A 17,755-nucleotide genomic window follows, 5' to 3' on the forward strand; every position below is an offset into this window, starting at 1 on the left:
GCAACAGTTAAAACGAATCAAAGGTCATAGAAGTAACGACACCTAACCGGCCATCATAGTTGTCGCGGACCGGACAAAGTAATTGACGTCTAACACCCTAAAAAGTCGAACAGCCGAACGTGACTGCTTAACCAAACCTGCAGGCCTTGGCTGTAGGTTGCCTCGGCATAGGTGTAATTAGATGCACCCATAGCGGCAACAAAGATCTGGGCGTTGCGGATCTCACCAGTGGTGGGATCAACAATCGGTAGCGTTGGGCCGTTACAGTGTTGTCATACTCATTCGGCTTTGTGGCGCCTTCTTTCGCTGTCTTACTTAGTTCTGGAAGAACCCCTTTATTGCGTAGTTCTGTCTTTAGGTTTGCCTGCTCTTGTTTTAGGGCTAGGTTTTGAGTCAATGCAGATTTACCGCAGCCGATAACTTTGGCTATTTTACCTCTGCCTAGTTGGCCTCTGAAGATGATTTGCTTGATGTCAGAATCAGGCTGAGTTGCAACCCAAGACCTAAAGGCAGCGAGATTCTGCTGTGTTTTCTGCTGCCCGTTGATATTGCTCACAGTTTTTAGTCCTTAACGTTGTCATTTCGGGAAATTGAAAAGACGGTGCTTCTATTTTTGAAATCAATACCTTCGTCAATACTCTGTGAGCACAAGATGCATTTGCCTGCGGCTATAGAATCGTTTTCTGCGATAGGTCGTATCAGAGCTGACATCTCACTAGAATGCCTATACAGGCGAGTAAAGATGTCTGCGTGGTTCTGCCTTAGTGCATTCAAATCCTCTTCCAGAGCTTTTTTCTCGGCCTCTAGCTTCTCAATTTTCATGTGTAGCTGCTCTAACAGGGGGTGTTCCCGCTTTAAGCGTTTAGCGGCCCCTATCTTCTCGAGTACCGAATCAATAAATTCCTTCTTACTGTTAAGGGTAGGGCGACTACAGCCGATCTTACGAGCTAATTCTGAGGCATTGTAGACATACTTTTGATCACTATCAGAAAGGTCGATAAGTGCTTTCTCTATTGCATCAAGTAAGTTTTGCCCTCTGAGTTGTACGACTTTACTCATGATTTAAAACCCCTGTAGACTCAATATTCTGTTTAATGCTCTGGTAGTGGCTGTGCTGTGGGGAAGTTTCTGGAATGTACAGCAGAGCACTTGCAGCCTCTTTATGCAGTTGGACAACTTCTTTCTTCGTTTCGGGATCATTAAGGTCAAGGCACAGTGACTTGCAGACTCCTTCAGGACTGTTAAAGCAGGCATTATGGTTTTGGCAGCTTTCCATTCCCCAGTTAAGAGAACAGCCGCCATGAGGCATTAAGTTCATTTGTAATGTGCAAGCCTCTAGGTATTCTTCAGCCTGCTTGCGAGAGTAGGTGGCGATATTGCTATAAGTATCAGCTACATGACCAATAGCATTACCTTCTTTGATAGAGTTTTTCAGGCTTTTTAGTCTTGTTGTTGATAGAGTTTGATCGTAAACATGGTTTTGAGCCTCAGATCGATTAAACAACAGCGCAACTTGTTCGCTAGGCATTCCCCCTTCAAGGTAATAGGTAGTTAACCAATGACGAATGTCGTGGCTGGTAAACTTTGCAATTGCCTCTGTTTTTGGATCGATAATGTTCAGCCGGCTGAATACACTATCTTCTTCTTTTCCAGTGCCAAGAGAGCGAAGTTCTCCACATAGCCAACGTGATATTCCTCCATCACTCACAAAATAATATTCGTTGTGCTTAGTTCGCCGTTTGCTGGTTAGCGAGTACTTAGGGATGACCAAAAGAGCCTCTTCAGGCCAAAGTACTGCATTTTCTTCATCATCCTTAATGATCGGCCTTTCTTTTCGTTGAAATTGTTTTTCTAACTTTGAATTAGATTCCGGTAATGGATAGGTTTTTCCTTTGAGTTGATAGTTGTCCCTTGCATCTTCAATTAGCTTGATAGCAATCTCATGACATTCCTTGTTCGTGAATTTAGAAATATTTGTATGTTCAAACAGTCTTGCCATAGAGATAACACGACTATCCGTATCCCAATCAGTTCTTTCGCCCTTACAACGACCTTGTGCCTTTCTGGGCAATAGTCCTTGTCCAGCTCTTAACTGGCAGTCAAGCAGGTAATCCACCGTATGTCTTGAGACTTTAAGTAGTCTAGAGGCGGCTGATTTTGAGCCTAACTCGCCAATAAGGGAAATAATATCAATGTAACGTCGTTCTGACTGGAACCATGCTCTTCCTTGAATGAGCAGATGATGATCAAGATTGCTCGTCCATTGATGGCAGAACTCAATGACAAAGTATCGGGTAGCGTCAGGGTCTTGCATGATCCGAGTCCAATCTAATCCCGGACTCTTACGTTTTTCTGCTGCTAATGTACGCCCAGAGTCAGTAAGTCGGAGAATTCGCTCATAGGCATCTTTAACTGTTTCATGCCAGTCATTCGGAATCCAGCGAACATCTAACTTTGGTTTTTTCTCTGGGAAGAACCGAATTCCAAGTCTGTCTCCTTCTTCAATAAGGGAATCTTCAGGTAGAGTTGCAAGTTCATTAATTCTGAAACCTGTTCCAATCAATAACGTAAACACTGACAAATAAAATTTATCTCTTTCTATCAAGTCTTCACGTTGATTGGCGTTAATTAGGTCAACAAGAATATGAGGGTGTATGAGTTTATTCTCTCTATCTTCATCCGTTGCTTTTCTTCCATGATAGTAATTGCTATTGAGTTTTTTGGTGTATGTAATACGTAAGCCAAAATTAATAGCCAACCATTTACCAAAAAGCTCTAAATAACCAGCCATACGGTAAGGAACTGACTTATTATATCTCTGCTGTATCAATTCTTGAGTTTCCTCAAAAACTGCGTTAGTTATTTTATTAAAAGGTCTTGCACCTAGTGCTTCGTCAATTAGGCAAAGTGGTGGAAGTATTGCAGCTAGCCCATTTCCTTCTTGGTACGATAAAAGCCGTTTTTCGACCAAGTAAGTCTTAATTGCTAGTTTTAACTCTTGATTCTGTATAAGTGAAAAATCAAGGTTGCGCACTTTTGAATTTCCTGGTCGTTTGAACCAGTCAATAATGTTCCACTGATCATCTGTGAATGAGACTCCAGGAGGTAAAGCGTCATTTAATCGAGAGGAAATACTGACAAGGGCATTATCAGCTTCATTTTTATGAAGAAAATTAAGTAATACAGCACTAGAACTCATTCTCTACACCTGCTTTGTATTGGATTCAATATTGGCTATTACAGTCAGGATGTTGTCCTTCACTGCTTCAAATTCCTTGATGGTTGTTGCTGTCTTTTCATCAACAGCTGTTTTATTCCAACGGTCTATCTCGGTTTCGATATAGTTTAGGGCTTTTCGATGATCTGCTTCTCTCCATGCTAGGAAACTCGGACAGCCGTTGTAGCAGCCGATAAATGGATGCTTATGACAATTGCCCTCTTTGACAGTATTGCGCCCACAGGACCCTACAAAGAGCGGAATGGGCTGATCTTTGCTGACAGTAGGAATCAATACTGGTTGATCACTGAGTTCATCAACAATCTTCCCATTGAAATACACTTGGTTTAGCTCTTTGAAGAAACTTCCCATGTTTCTATCCGCAGTATTAATCTGTGGGCAGAGTTCAGACCCAATGGCATCGATATATGATTGGCAGGAACAAGGGTCATCATGTTCTAAGATTTCAGCAATAATATCCCTAGAGACACCGGAGTAGGCCATTCGAGTTGCCCCAGTGTGGCGAATACGTGTGGGAGTTACGTGAATCGGTTGCTTAGTTCTAGGGCTGATAATTTTATTGCAGTATGTAGTTAGCATACTTTTTGCTATTGCTTGAGGGATAACCCCTGTTTTTTTGAGATCCGAACACTTAATCACCAGAAATCTATCATGCTCTTCTTGAAGTGCCTTTACGGTAGGTTTTTCTGAGTATTCAACCATTGCCTCATAAAGTTTTTCAGGGATAGGCCAAAGGCGCAGAGGGTCACCAGTTTGCGCTTTGACTGGTTTAATTTGGACAAAGTGCTGCTTGATGCCATCATTTTCAATACATTTAAGACAGTCCCTTCTTAATTCTCGGATTTGCTTTCCTCGTTTTAAGGTTGCGAACAGCAACCAACCAAACAAACTAACACCGAAGGTTTTGTTATCTTTACGGGGGGCTTTTTCGAGATGGTTTCTGATAAGGTTCTCTTCTTCAGGGGTTAGAGCACCTTTTGTTGGATGCCAATTGAGTACATCTTTGAGGGACCGGACATTTTTTCTTGCTTTTGTTTGTTTCAATTTCAGATATATTGAATTTTTGGCATCCAACATGCCTGCCTTAGCCATTTGGCCATACATTTCACGAAAAAAAATTCTGTTAGATGGAGTTTTAAGTGATTCCCATATATGCAGCACACGGTTTGTATCTGAAGCATCAAAAGCTATGTGATCACTTTTTATGTTCGACGCAATATCTTCAAGCATTAACCGGTATTTATCGACGTAATGTGAACTAACAGACTTTAATTTTTGCTTTAGTACTGCCTTAGCTGCATCCTTAAGAATTATAGGAAGGTCAATTTCAGCCCAATTAATATATCCGCCAAACTCCCAGTAATCACTGGATACATCGATAAAAACTGGAGAACCTGGATCAAATTCACTCTTAATGAACAGATTTCCCCGTTCATTAGTCCAATGATCATATTCAGGGATGTAAGTTAATGGCTTATTCATGATTTAAAGCACCCCAGTTTTGCCTGCTTCCATAGATAGAAAGTGCTGTTTCTGCTCTATTTCTTCTAGCTCTATTAACGTAGATCTGAAGGCTGTCTGAACTTTGCCATCCGCCCCAATAGACTAAATCTTCTAATCGGGCATCATGTTGGGTAGGGTCTTTGTCCTTTATCTCAAGCAGACCAGAATATGCTCTATTGAAAAAAGCATGTCGAGCCAAGTGCCATCGAAAACTAGTTCCAGTATTTACTCTTATATCATCTGCAATATCCTGTGCTGCTGCTACTGATAATGGATCGCCCCTGTCATGTTGATGACTCAGCAATAGAAAAGCTGGTTTATCCATGATCCATTCAAAGACTTTTCTTCCGTGTTTAAGCACCTTTCTTTTTCGGTACTTCGTTGTATATTCATTGATCAAATGAGGAATAGGGGAGTTGCTTAGAACGAACCCCAATTCTCTCGATAGAGTTTTCGGTCTAGGTGCATACTGCCCTCTAGGATCAATATAATCTGAACCTCGATCTTCTATCCTCACAATTTTTATTGAATTGGATTGCCTAGTAGGAAGGTCTTCTAGCCTAAGCGCTAGGATTTCTCCTTCTCGTAGGCCAAACTCAATTGCGAAACGCCAAAACAAATAGTCTCTAACTACCTGAGCTTTTGATACCTTTGGGCAGTTCTTAACTCTCTTGTCTGGTCTCAAGTAATCTTCAATGAGGTATATATCTTCTTCAGAAAGATCGTCTGCTACACGTTTGACCCTTTCTTTTACCTTTTGATCCGAAAACTGATGGTCTATGTAGTCCAAGTAGCTCTTATGTTTGATGGCTCGCTCAATTCCAGTCTCAACCATTTCGGCGCACTGGGTAGCAAAAAACACGAAAAATCCTTTGCAGTAGGTTAAAACTCTGTTGATTACTTGAACAGAAATAGGGCCTTTGTTTCGGGTTCTCTTGCCTCGATTCTTTAACCAAAAAGAGAAATGGTTTACTTGAGCTGGCTTTAAGAAATCACCTTTTAAGGTAGTTTTATCAATATCTATGTTGAATTTATCTGCCCAGGCATAAAGAAACGTTAAACAGTACAAATTGTCATACACACTGTTATGGGAATCGGTTTTGTATGAAAGGTGGGCTTCAAGAATGGATAAGGCTAAAGGAATAGATTTATCGCTATCTCTTTGCACAAGAAATCTAACCTTATCTCCTGATAAAAATCTCTGAATGCGAAAACCTAAAGGTGATGAATCAAGCTGTTCTGCCATAACTCGCTCTTATATATTTACATAAGTTGTACCACAAAAGATGTATTTGTTCAATAGTTGTTCAGCGAGCAGTTAAAACAAAAAAAAGCCCTAAAACATATAGTTAAAGGGCTTTTGAGTTGCTTGTTGTGAAAAAACTAAGTTTTATCTTTACAGTTTTCTTGCCATTACTGACACTTAGAATCGCCGCAGTTCAAACAAGTTAAACAGCCATCCATAACAATGGCCGCCTTGGTATTACATTTCTTGCACAGCTGAGCGTCCGCCGGGAACTCGCTGCTTTCTTCTGAGTTGTCGGCTTTTTTAGCTTCGTACTCGGCACGCTTTTCTTCGATCAGTTTCTTCTGGTGTTCATCCAGGCTGTCGTCTTTGATCATTCCGATTGACTTCAGGTGCTTTTCTACCACGTCGCCAATTTCAGCTACCAGTGACGGCATGAATTTGCCACCGCGTTTGAAGTAGCCACCTTGAGGATCAAACACCGCTCGTAGTTCGTCGACGATAAAGGTGATGTCGCCGCCTTTGCGGAACACGGCAGAGATCAGCAGCGTTAACGCCACGACCCATTGATAGTGTTCCATGTTTTTCGAGTTGATGAAGATCTCGAACGGTCGGCGCTGTTCGTGCTCGGTGCCTTCGTTAAGCAGCATGTCATTAATAGTCACATACATGGCGTGCTCAGACATGGGGGTTTTAATTTTATAGGTTGAACCTATGAGCATGTCCGGGCGCTCCACGGATTCGTGCATCTGTACAATAGAGGCTTTTTCAGCCTCAGCTTTGGCAGCTGCCGCCTTGGCCTTTTTCTCTTCGGTTAAAACTTCAAAACCGATAATTTTCTTTTCAATTTTTTTCATCTGAGTATTCCTTAAAACTTACCGTAGTAGCCTTCTTTCAGGGCATCGAACAGGTTGGCGGCGGTGTGGGTTTCGCCATCGTATTCAACTTCTTCGTTACCTTTAACTTCGATGGTGCTGCCATCTTCAAGGTTGAAACGGTAAGTTGTGTTTTCCAGATCTTTCTCTTTCACCAGTACGCCCTGGAAGGCTTCCGGATTGAAGCGGAAGGTTGTGCAACCCTTCAGGCCTTGCTGGTAAGCGTATAGATAGATGTCTTTAAAATCTTCAAACGGGTAATCGGTTGGTACGTTCGCCGTTTTCGAGATGGAGGAATCAATCCACTTCTGCGAAGCGGCCTGAATATCTACATGCTGGGTTGGTGTTACATCATCGGCAGCAATGAAGTATTCCGGCAGTTGTGCTTCCGGGTCTTCGCTGAACGGCATTGCTTTGCTGTTGATCAGTTCGCGATAAGCCAGTAGTTCAAACGAGAACACATCGACTTTCTCTTTCGATTTTTTACCGGCACGGATAATGTTGCGGCTGTAGTGGTGCGCAAAGCTTGGCTCAATACCGTTGCTGGCATTGTTGGCAATAGAAAGGCTGATGGTGCCAGTTGGCGCAATCGACGAGTGGTGTGTAAAGCGTGCACCTGTTTTGGCCAGTTCGTCGACCAGTTCCGGCTCAATTTCGGAAAGCTGCTGCATGTAGCGGCTGTACTTGGCGTGCAGAATTTTACCGGCCAGCTTGTCGCCTACCTGGTAACCGTCTTTGAGCAGTTCCGGACGGGCGCGTACCATTTCATGAGTAATCTCGAACTCCTGATCCATGATCGGAGCGGCGCCTTTCTCTTTGGAAAGATCCAGCGCAGTCTGCCAGCCGGCCACGGCCATGACCTTGGTCACTTCTTCTGTGAAAGCTACGGAATTGGCATCGCCATAGCGCATCTGCAGCATGGTAATGGTGCTGCCCAGGCCCAAATAGCCCATGCCGTGGCGGCGCTTGTTCATAATTTCGTTACGCTGGCCTTCCAGAGGTAAGCCGTTAATCTCAACAACGTTGTCGAGCATGCGGGTGAATATTTTCACCACTTCGCGGTACTTATCCCAGTTGAATTTGGCGTTTTCGGTGAACGGCTCTTCCACAAACTGGGTCAGGTTAATGGAGCCCAGCAGGCAGCTGCCGTAAGGCGGCAACGGCTGTTCGCCACAAGGGTTGGTGGCGCGAATGGTTTCGCAGAACCAGTTGTTGTTATATTCATTGACCTTGTCGATCAGGATAAAGCCTGGTTCGGCAAAATCGTAGGTGGAGGTCATAATGACGTTCCACAGGTTACGAGCCTTGATGACGCGGTAAACGCGGCAGGCCACTTCACCTTCATTGTTGGTCATGTAGCCGTTCTTAACGTGCCAGTCTTTCCAGATAACCTGTGTTGGATCACTGGTATCCAGCTTGTCGCGTTTTACTTCCGCTTCCGAAACCGGGAAGACCAGTGGCCAGTCGGCATCATCCTTCACGGCTTCCATAAATTCTGAGGTGATCAGCAGCGAAAGGTTGAATTGACGCAGGCGGCCGTCTTCACGCTTGGCGCGGATGAAGTCGATCACATCCGGGTGGCTGATGTCGAAGGTTGCCATCTGAGCGCCACGGCGACCGCCGGCAGAAGAGACGGTAAAGCACATGCGGTCATAGATATCCATGAACGACAGCGGACCCGAGGTATAAGCACCTGCACCGGAAACAAAGGCGTTACGCGGGCGCAGGGTGGAAAATTCGTAGCCAATGCCACAACCGGCTTTCAGTGTCAGGCCGGCTTCGTGAACTTTTTCCAGAATACCATCCATAGAATCTTCGATGGTGCCGGAAACAGTACAGTTGATGGTGGAAGTCGCGGGTTTGTGCTCCAGTGCACCGGCGTTAGATACAATACGCCCGGCCGGAATTGCGCCGTTTTCCAACGCCCAAAGGAATTTTTTGTTCCACTCGTCCTGCTTTTTCTTGTTCACTTCAACGGAAGACAGTGCGGCAGCAACACGCGCAAAGGTGGCCTGCAAATCGTCGTCTACAGCCGTTCCGTGACTGTCTTTAAGGCGGTATTTAGCATCCCAGATATCGATCGATGCATCCTGATGAGCAATTTTGACGCAGTTGTCATGTTCCAGTTGAGTGTTTCCGGTCATGGTTCAAAGGCCCTTTCTGAATTGTTGTCCAATTACTAGCTATAGTGTTTGCGCGAATGTTAAAGCACAATTTGTAGTGGTGAAAGGGTTATTTCTTACGATAGATGGTTGACTTTTTTCAAGGCCGGTAATCATGCTGGTTTGGCCAAAACAGGTATTTTTTAGGTCGAGACGTCTATCACAGTTTGATCGCCGGGCGATTGGCACGATAGCTTTCAACCCGGTTACGTCCATTCTGTTTAGCACGGTAAAGGGCCAGATCGGCACAACGGAACAGGTCTTTCAGATTGCTTGAGCGGCTGCTGTGCAGCTCGGCTATGCCAAAACTTGCTGTCAGGTGAATATCGGGGTGGTCGCCGGTCACCGGCTGGCTGGCCAGGCCTTCACAAAGCGCCTGAGTGATCTCACGGGCAACCTCCAGACTGGTATCGTTGAGTATGATGACCAGCTCCTCGCCACCGAACCGGGCCAGAATATCGCGTTTGCGCAATTTGTAGCCGCGCAGGTAAGAGGCGGTGAAGATTAGGCACTCATCGCCCACCATGTGCCCGAAGCGGTCATTAATCTGTTTGAAATTGTCGAGATCCATCATGACCAGCGATAGCGGCTGATTATAGGTAAACGCCAGCTGAATCATCAGCTTGGCATGGCTTTCCAGCGTTTGCCGGTTGTACAATCCGGTCAGGTGGTCGGTTTCGGAAAGCAGCTTGATCTGGCTGTGCTGCTTTTCAAGATCCTGAGTTTTTTCAGTGAGCAGGCTGTTCTGTCGGGAAAGCTCTTCGGTTTTGATGCGCACCTCTTCATGCAGGTTTTCGGTAAGGTGTTCGGCGGTATCCAGGGCGCTGACAAAGCGCGAGGCCTGAATCTGTGACTGCAGGAACAGAAAGATGAAGATGGCGTAATCAGCACAGTAAAAGCTGTAGTGAGGTGACCGGTTGGCAATAATGTCGTTAGCCACTGCTATCATGATGGGCGTAAAGGCGAGCAGGAAACTGCGAGCTCCGTCGGCCTTATGAAGCAGGCCTCGGCAGATGAGCGCAATACAGGTCAGACCAATGACGAAAATCGCGGCCTGATACACCGGCAGGTACTGAGTCATTTGGGTAACCGACATTTGGCTGGTTAGTAGTATGGTCATACCTAACAGCAGGTAGCTTGCGTACAGCATGGGCTTGCTCTGTGCTATGGGAAAGACCGTAAGAATCAGCTGCAGCGCCATAATGCCGGGGAAGATGATTAGAATGTATTCCAGCCGTATGGAATAGAAAAAGAAACCGGGCTGATTAATGAAGTAATCAACATAACCGGAAGACAGCGCCGAACGGGCGAGGGTAATAAACGCGAAGGCGGCCAGAATAAGCAGCACCGTTTCTTTGCGCCGCTGGGCAAAGAACACCAGGTTCTGGATGATCACAAACAGGCCAACGCCAAAGAACAGAAAGCGGGCGGCCAGGTCGGTGAGAATAGCCCTGAGAGCATCATCTTTTTCAGTAACGGTCAACTCGCTGGTAATGCCGGTACTGAACAGGTGATGGCTGGATTGATAGATCACCAGCGTGCCACTGGCACTGTCGCTCGGGAACTCCAGCAGATAAGGCTGAGTTTGCTGCTGCTGGTCTGCCGGTGTTTTGGATATCTTGCCCGACTCACCGAGAAAGCTGTATTCGCCGGAGTCGTCAATCCACCAGGCTCGCCAGGCTTCCCGTAACTCGTAGATATTAACCGCCGGGCTGACAAAGGTTTGATTCAGGTTGCTGATTCTTACCAGAAAGGTGTTGTGACCATGGCTCTGTTCGCCGGTACCGGCATGCAGAAAGCCGGGTATTTCGATGTTTTCGGTGGTGAATGTACCGCGTTGGATGTCTTTCAGGGTTGGCCAGTCATTGCGCACCAGTGCCCATGTGCCGCTCAGGCTGAGCCGGCCATGAAAGGCGCTGTCTGCCGCATCAATCTGCGGAATCTGGGTGTTGCTGGCATAGGCCTGAAGGCAAAGTATGCAGAATAAAAGGGTGGTGAACGGGCGATATAATTGCAGCAAAGGTAATACTCAATCCGATCCTTGATTACATACAACAAGCTGACGCTTGGCTGTTCCAGCGTGGAAGTATAGCCACAGAATGTGAAATATATCTAAAAAAAATGCTGGATCGCTGTTCGAATTGATTAAAAGGAAAGGCCGGCATGTGCCGGCCTATTTAGAGTGCTTATTCCGAGATCTTCTTCTTCAGAATCTGGTTCACCTGCCCAGGGTTTGCCTGGCCTTTGGAGATTTTCATCACCTGGCCAACAAAGAAGCCCATCAGCTTGTCTTTACCGCCTTTGAGCTCTTCAAACTGAGCCTGGTTAGCGGCAATGATTTCATCCACCATGGCCTCAATAGCGCCAGTATCGGTCACCTGCTTCAGGCCTTTGGCTTCGATGATTTCATCCGCACTGCCTTCACCTTCCGCCATGGCCTGGAATACCTGCTTGGCGATCTTGCCGGAGATGGTGTCATCTTTGATGCGCGCCAGCAGTTGGCCGAAGTTTTCCGGTGGGATCGGGCAGGCAGAGATATCCAGCTCCTGTTGATTCAGGAATTTGGACAGCTCGCCCATGCACCAGTTGGCGGCCAGTTTGGCATCGCCACAAACCTTCACCGTCTGCTCGAAGTAGTCTGCCATGGCTGCACTCGCGGCCAGTACACTGGCGTCGTACTGCGGCAGGCCGTAATCGGCCATGAAACGCTTCTCTTTGGCATCCGGCAGTTCCGGTAGGGTGGCGCGAATGGCTTCGATGTAGTCGTCGTCCAAAATGATCGGCAGTAAGTCCGGGCACGGGAAGTAGCGGTAGTCGTTGGCTTCTTCCTTACTGCGCATGGCGCGTGCGGTTTTCTTATCGCCATTGTACAGGCGGGTTTCCTGTCGTACCTTGCCGCCATCTTCGATCAGGTCGATCTGGCGCTCAACTTCCATTTCGATCGCTTCTTCCATGAACTTGAACGAGTTCAGGTTCTTGGTTTCGGTACGGGTACCGTATTCTTCCTGGCCTTTCGGGCGCACGGAAATGTTCACATCGAAACGCATGGATCCCTGTGACATGTCACCATCGCCAATACCGATGGCCGTCACAATGCTGTGCAGCTTCTTGGCGAAGGCTACAGCCTCTTCGGCGCTGCGCATATCTGGCTCGGTTACCACTTCAATCAGTGGCGTGCCGGCGCGGTTCAGGTCGATACCGGTCATGCCGTGGAAGTCTTCATGCAGCGATTTACCCGCGTCTTCTTCCAGGTGCGCATGGTGAATGCGAATGCTTTTGGTTTCGCCGTTATCCAGAGTGATCTCAACGTGGCCGGGGCCAACTACCGGGGCTTCCAGCTGTGTCGTCTGGTAGCCTTTGGGCAAATCCGGGTAGAAGTAGTTTTTACGCTCAAAGAACGACTTTTTACCAATCTCGGCATCGATGGCCAGGCCAAAAGCAACAGCTTTGGCAACGGCCTGTTCATTCACCACGGGCAGAATGCCGGGCAGTGCCAGATCAACCTCGTTGGCCTGGGTGTTTGGCTCGGCACCGAATTGGGTGCTGGATCCGGAGAATATTTTCGTTTGGGTTGAAAGCTGAACATGAATTTCTAACCCGATAACCGTTTCCCATTGCATTAGCTGTTTCCTCCTACGGTCGGCTTGCGGGTGTGCCAGTCGGTCGCCTGCTGGAACTGATGGCCAATGTTGAGCAGCTTCGCTTCGCTGAAGTAGTCACCAATAATCTGCAGACCAACCGGCAGGCCGTCTTTCATGCCGCAGGGCACAGAAATGCCCGGCAGACCCGCCAGGTTAACGGACAAGGTGTAAATGTCTTCCAGATACATTGCCACCGGGTCCTGATTCTTGGCACCGATCTTCCAGGCCGGGGAAGGCGTGGTCGGGCCGGCAATGACGTCGACATCGGCCAGGGCGGCCTGGAAATCCTGCTTGATCATGCGGCGCAGCTGTTGGGCTTTGCGGTAGTAAGCATCGTAGTAACCGGCAGAAAGCGCGTAGGTGCCCACCAGAATACGGCGTTTAACTTCGGCACCGAAGCCTTCGGAGCGTGAACGGATGTACATGTCGGCCAGGTCCTGCGGGTCTTCACAGCGGTAGCCGTAGCGTACACCGTCGAAGCGTGACAGGTTGGTGGAGGCCTCTGCCGGAGCAATGATGTAGTACGCCGGAATCGCCAGTTCAGTACGGGGCAGTGAGATCTCTTTCACGATGGCGCCCTGTGCTTCCAGCTGTTTGACGGCGTCCATCACGGCAGCACGAATGCCATCGTCCAGAGAGTCGCCGAAAAATTCTTTTGGCAAGCCAATTTTCAAGCCCTTAATCGGCTTGTTCAGATCGGCCAGGTAGTTGTCGACCGGCTTGTCCATCGAGGTGGAGTCTTTGGCGTCGAAGCCGGCCAGTGCGTTCATGATCATGGCGGCATCTTCGGCGTTTTGTGCCATAGGGCCTGCCTGATCGAGCGATGAACCGTAAGCCACCATGCCCCAGCGGGAAACACGGCCATAGGTTGGCTTCAGGCCGGTAATGCCACAGAAGGCGGCCGGCTGGCGGATAGAACCACCGGTGTCGGTACCCAGTGATACCGGCGCCAGGTCAGCGGCCACGGCCACAGCTGAACCACCGGAAGAACCGCCGGGAACCGCATCGGTATCCCACGGGTTGCGGGTAGCGCCGTAGTAGCTGGATTCGGTTGAGGAGCCCATTGCGAATTCGTCGAGGTTGGTTTTACCCAGCATCACCATACCGGCCTTGTTCAGGTTATCGGTTGCGGTGGACTCGTAAGGCGAAACAAAGTTGTCGAGAATTTTAGAGCCACAGCTGGTGCGAACGCCCTGGGTGCAGAACAGGTCTTTGTAGGCGATAGGCAGGCCGGTTAAGTCACCCGCATTGCCGGCGGCGATCTGCTCGTCAGCCTGTTTTGCAGCGGCCAGCGCCTGTTCTTCCGTCACGGTAATGTAGGCGTTGTAAGTGCCGTCGTGCTGCTTGATTTTATCGAGGTAGTGGCGTGTCAGCTCGGTGCTGGAGAACTCGCCGGAAGCCAGGCCTGCAGACAGCTGCTTGAGAGTTTTGTTTTCCATAGTGTTGCGACCTTATTCAATAACCTTGGGAACCAGAAATAAACCGTCTTCAGTGGCCGGTGCATTGGCCTGAAGCTGCTCGCGCTTATTGGTTTCGGTAACAACATCGGCACGCAGGCGCTGGGCTGCGTCCAAAGGGTTTGCCAGTGGCTCAATACCGGTGGTATCAACGGCTTGCATTTTATCTACCAGATCGAGAATGCTGTTCAGGCTATTTAAGTAGTCTGGCATTTCGGCTTCATCAATTTTTAACCGGGCCAACTGGGCGACGGATTCAACCTGAGAGCGGTCTAAGCTCATGGTCGCAAATCTCCTTTAGTTTAAATAAACCGGTATGCCCGAGCCTGTGCAGCAAGGTTCCGGTCAGGGTATTGATTGGTTTTGATTGCGAAATTGGCGCGGCTGCATGTTTTGCGCACATTTCAGTGAAAAACCTTTGAAAGGCGCATACGTTATCACATTTACTCCTTGCCCAAAAACCCCGCCGTTGTTACATTGCGGGGCTGTTTTATACCAGTCACCTTCTGTATTAAAGCGATTCCAAAATGTTTAAAAAAATCCGTGGTCTGTTTTCCAGTGATTTGTCGATCGATTTAGGTACGGCAAACACTCTTATTTACGTTCGTGATCGGGATATCGTCCTGGACGAACCTTCTGTAGTGGCGGTCCGAATGACCGGCGCGCAGAAAACCGTAGCTGCTGTTGGTGAAGAAGCAAAACGTATGTTGGGCCGTACGCCTGGCAGTATTCAAGCCATCCGCCCGATGAAAGATGGCGTTATTGCTGATTTCCATGTCACTGCAAAAATGTTGCAGCACTTTATTGCCAAGGTACACGAGAGCAGCTGGTTTGCACCAAGCCCGCGAGTGCTGGTGTGTGTGCCTTGTAAGTCTACCCAGGTAGAGCGCAAAGCTATTCGCGAGTCGGCTTTTGATGCCGGTGCCCGTGAGGTTTATCTCATTGAAGAACCGATGGCGGCAGCTATCGGTGCCGGCCTGCCGGTGGAAGAAGCGCGTGGCTCCATGGTGGTTGATATCGGTGGTGGTACCACGGAAATTGCCGTGATCTCGCTGAACGGCATCGTCTTCAGTGAATCCGTTCGTGTCGGTGGTGACCGTTTCGATGAAGCGATTGTTTCCTACATTCGCCGTAACTATGGCTCGCTGATCGGTGAAGCCACCGCTGAGCGCGTAAAAATTGAAATCGGCTGTGCCTACCCGGGTACAGAGATTCGTGAAATTGATGTGCGTGGCCGAAACCTGGCCGAAGGTATTCCGCGCAGCTTCACACTGAACAGCAACGAAGTGCTGGAAGCGCTGCAGGAAAGCCTGTCGCAGATTGTTCAGGCCGTTAAGAGTGCTCTGGAGCAAACGCCGCCGGAACTGGCTTCCGATATTGCCGAAACTGGTATGGTCTTAACCGGTGGTGGTGCAATGCTGCGCGATATCGATCGCCTGCTGACTGAAGAAACCGGTCTGCCGGTGCTGATTGCTGAAGAGCCGCTGACCTGTGTTGCTCGTGGCGGCGGTCGTGCGCTGGAGATGATGGATGAACGGACATTTGAATTTTTGAGTGCCGAGTAAGCAATCCGTTACAATTGCAGCTAATGCATATAGAGTTATTCAAGGCCCTGTTTAGCAGGGCCTTGTTGCAGGTAACGATTGAGAAGTAGGGAGAGCACGTTATTAAGACGCTTTTCACCGCCGGACCGGTGCACGGCTACCGCTTTGCCAGTGTTCTGGTTCTTTCCATATTGTTTATATTTGTAGACCTTCGCTTTGCGCAGGTGGACCTGGTGCGGCAGTCGCTTTCTTATGTGGTATCCCCGGTGCGGTCGCTGGTGTCATTGCCGGGTGATGTTGTGCAGTGGTCGTCTGAAACCTTTTCTGAACGCAACGAACTGCTTGATTCCAACCGTCGGGCACGCAGCCAGATTCTGGTTCTGCAGCAGAAGGTTCAGCAGCTTTCTGTATTAGAGGCTGAAAACGAGCGCCTGCGCCGCCTGCTGAATGCCACCTCCCGCCTGGATAATGACTTTATTACCGCAGAACTGATCAGTGTTGATCCGGATCCGTTCAGTATTCAGGTGATTGTGAACCGTGGTGCGCAGGAAGGAATTTACGTTGGCCAGTCTGTTGTCGATGCCGATGGCCTGTTTGGTATTGTCGTGCAGGTTGATTCGCTCACCTCGCGCATCGCCCTGGTTGCCGATGTGAACTTTGCCGTGCCTGTCTATGTGAATCGCAATGGCATGCGCAGTGTTGTGGTGGGCACCGGTGATCTGGACGTTCTGGAAATGGAATATGTCACCGATACAGCGGACATTCAGATCGGCGATATGCTGGTTACCTCCGGCTTGGGAGGCCGATTCCCGGCGGGTTACCCGGTGGCCGAGGTGATCGCCATTGAGCATGACCCGGGTGAATCCTTCGCACACGTTCGCGCCCGACCGCTGGCGCAGCTGGGTCAGGCCCGCAGCCTACTGATGGTTTTTCAGCAACAGCAGGAGCCAGAATCTAATGAGTGACAATAAACGACCAGCCCACGGGCTGTGGTTCATTCCGATTACCTTTTTTATCGCGTTTTATCTGGCCGCGCTGCCGTTGCCGGGGCGGTTTGAAATTGCCCGCCCGGATTGGGTAAGCCTGATGGTCGTTTTCTGGGTGCTGGTATTGCCGGAGCGTTTTGGCGTTTTGGTCAGCTTCTGTGTCGGGCTGCTGTACGATTCCCTGGTTGGCACGCCGCTTGGCCTTTATGGCGCGGTTTTTTCCTGTTTGGCATACACCATTTTATTGCTGCATGCGCGATTAAAGATGTACCCGCTCGGGCAGCAGGCATTGGTCATATTTTTGGTGATCGGCATCAGCCATATTATTGCCGCATGGCTTAAAGGCGCTGTTATGTCGACTGTTTCCGGCCAACTGCACATGTGGCCGGCATTAACTTCCGCCATTCTTTGGCCATGGGTGTACGGTATTAACCGCACCTTACAAATTCGATTCAGGGTTCAATAATGGCTCAGCTTATTCTTGCCTCCCATTCCCCGCGCCGGCGTGAACTGCTCTCGGTACTGGGGGTGAATTTTACCGTTTCCGGTGCCGATATTGACGAGACTGTTCAACCCGGCGAGTTGGCCGATGCCTACGTCAGCCGTTTAGCGGTGGAAAAGGCCGAAGCTGTTCATGCCCGGCAGGCTGCCGGCGATCTTTGGGTGCTAGGTTCTGACACTACTGTCGTTGCCGGTGAGGAAATACTCGGTAAGCCTTGCGATGAAGCGGACTTTAGCCGCATGATGAATCTGCTCTCCGGTCGCGATCACCGGGTGCTGACCTCGGTTGCCCTGGTTTCCGGAAATCAGGTTTTCGTCGATTGTGTTGAAACCCGGGTACGCTTTATTAACCTGTCAAAGCAGCAGATTGCCGCCTACTGGAAAACCGGAGAGCCCAAAGACAAGGCCGGTGGATACGGCATTCAGGGCCTGGGCTCGGTATTTGTAGAGAAAATTGAAGGCAGCTACACCGCCGTGGTTGGGCTGCCATTGCATGAAACGGCAAAATTGTTGGGCCAGGCTGATGTTCCTGTGTGGAACGGTCAGCTGAAAATGGCGGATATTTAATTCTGTAGCTTGTTGAGTCAGGCCGAATAAAAACA

14 protein-coding genes and 2 pseudogenes are annotated in these 17,755 nt (G+C 48.7%); 4 read left to right on the forward strand and 12 right to left on the reverse strand.

Features of this window, described 5'->3' with window-relative positions; translation table 11 throughout:
• Positions 1–95 precede the first annotated feature (95 nt).
• The 12 genes and pseudogenes from BCF53_RS19450 to gatC all read right to left on the reverse strand — a co-directional run.
• Positions 96–260: pseudogene (locus tag BCF53_RS19450) on the reverse strand (IS21 family transposase); the annotation flags it as partial.
• 56 nt (positions 261–316) lie between these two features.
• A pseudogene (locus BCF53_RS19455) lies at positions 317–556 on the reverse strand (VPA1267 family protein); the annotation flags it as partial.
• A gap of 5 nt (positions 557–561) precedes the next feature.
• Positions 562–1,059, reverse strand: coding sequence for a hypothetical protein (locus BCF53_RS12005; RefSeq protein WP_132701983.1), 498 nt, complete (start codon positions 1,057–1,059; stop codon positions 562–564).
• Positions 1,052–3,199: a hypothetical protein gene (locus BCF53_RS12010; protein ID WP_132701984.1), complete on the reverse strand. Its 2,148-nt coding sequence runs from the start codon at positions 3,197–3,199 to the stop codon at positions 1,052–1,054. The genes BCF53_RS12005 and BCF53_RS12010 overlap by 8 nt, the downstream gene beginning before the upstream one ends.
• Before the next feature lie 3 nt (positions 3,200–3,202).
• A complete protein-coding gene (locus BCF53_RS12015) occupies positions 3,203–4,720 on the reverse strand; it encodes a tyrosine-type recombinase/integrase (protein WP_132701985.1) in 1,518 nt (505 codons plus the stop codon).
• Positions 4,713–5,987 carry a site-specific integrase gene (locus BCF53_RS12020; protein ID WP_132701986.1) on the reverse strand — a complete coding sequence of 425 codons (1,275 nt, stop codon included), beginning with the start codon at positions 5,985–5,987 and terminating at the stop codon, positions 4,713–4,715. The genes BCF53_RS12015 and BCF53_RS12020 overlap by 8 nt, the downstream gene beginning before the upstream one ends.
• A gap of 167 nt (positions 5,988–6,154) precedes the next feature.
• Positions 6,155–6,844, reverse strand: coding sequence for a TSCPD domain-containing protein (locus BCF53_RS12025; protein ID WP_132701987.1), 690 nt, complete (start codon positions 6,842–6,844; stop codon positions 6,155–6,157).
• Between the two features lie 11 nt (positions 6,845–6,855).
• Positions 6,856–9,006, reverse strand: coding sequence for an adenosylcobalamin-dependent ribonucleoside-diphosphate reductase (locus BCF53_RS12030; protein WP_132701988.1), 2,151 nt, complete (start codon positions 9,004–9,006; stop codon positions 6,856–6,858).
• Positions 9,007–9,184: 178 nt separating this feature from the next.
• Positions 9,185–11,044, reverse strand: a complete 1,860-nt coding sequence (locus tag BCF53_RS12035) for a sensor domain-containing diguanylate cyclase (protein ID WP_132701989.1) — start codon at positions 11,042–11,044, stop codon at positions 9,185–9,187.
• Positions 11,045–11,210: 166 nt separating this feature from the next.
• On the reverse strand, positions 11,211–12,644 hold the full coding sequence (gene gatB, locus BCF53_RS12040) for an Asp-tRNA(Asn)/Glu-tRNA(Gln) amidotransferase subunit GatB (RefSeq protein ID WP_132701990.1): 1,434 nt from the start codon (positions 12,642–12,644) through the stop codon (positions 11,211–11,213).
• A complete protein-coding gene (gene gatA, locus BCF53_RS12045) occupies positions 12,644–14,104 on the reverse strand; it encodes an Asp-tRNA(Asn)/Glu-tRNA(Gln) amidotransferase subunit GatA (protein ID WP_132701991.1) in 1,461 nt (486 codons plus the stop codon). Before gatA ends, gatB begins: the two co-directional genes overlap by 1 nt.
• A 12-nt stretch (positions 14,105–14,116) precedes the next feature.
• Entirely contained in the window at positions 14,117–14,404 is a 288-nt protein-coding gene (gene gatC, locus BCF53_RS12050; protein WP_132701992.1) for an Asp-tRNA(Asn)/Glu-tRNA(Gln) amidotransferase subunit GatC, read from the reverse strand.
• 245 nt (positions 14,405–14,649) lie between these two features.
• Between gatC and BCF53_RS12055 the strand changes: the two genes are divergently transcribed.
• The 4 genes from BCF53_RS12055 (at position 14,650) to BCF53_RS12070 (ending at position 17,720) form a co-directional block, all read left to right on the forward strand.
• Positions 14,650–15,687 (forward strand): rod shape-determining protein, encoded by a 1,038-nt coding sequence (locus BCF53_RS12055; protein WP_132701993.1) that lies wholly within the window; start codon positions 14,650–14,652, stop codon positions 15,685–15,687.
• Positions 15,688–15,815: 128 nt separating this feature from the next.
• Positions 15,816–16,631 carry a rod shape-determining protein MreC gene (gene mreC / locus BCF53_RS12060; RefSeq protein WP_243645826.1) on the forward strand — a complete coding sequence of 272 codons (816 nt, stop codon included), beginning with the start codon at positions 15,816–15,818 and terminating at the stop codon, positions 16,629–16,631.
• A complete protein-coding gene (gene mreD / locus BCF53_RS12065; protein ID WP_132701995.1) occupies positions 16,624–17,118 on the forward strand; it encodes a rod shape-determining protein MreD in 495 nt (164 codons plus the stop codon). The genes mreC and mreD overlap by 8 nt, the downstream gene beginning before the upstream one ends.
• Positions 17,118–17,720 (forward strand): Maf family protein, encoded by a 603-nt coding sequence (locus tag BCF53_RS12070; protein WP_132701996.1) that lies wholly within the window; start codon positions 17,118–17,120, stop codon positions 17,718–17,720. Before mreD ends, BCF53_RS12070 begins: the two co-directional genes overlap by 1 nt.
• Positions 17,721–17,755 lie beyond the last annotated feature (35 nt).

Origin of the sequence: Reinekea marinisedimentorum (genome assembly GCF_004341165.1) — a bacterium.
Taxonomy (GTDB): Bacteria; Pseudomonadota; Gammaproteobacteria; order Pseudomonadales; family Natronospirillaceae; genus Reinekea; species Reinekea marinisedimentorum.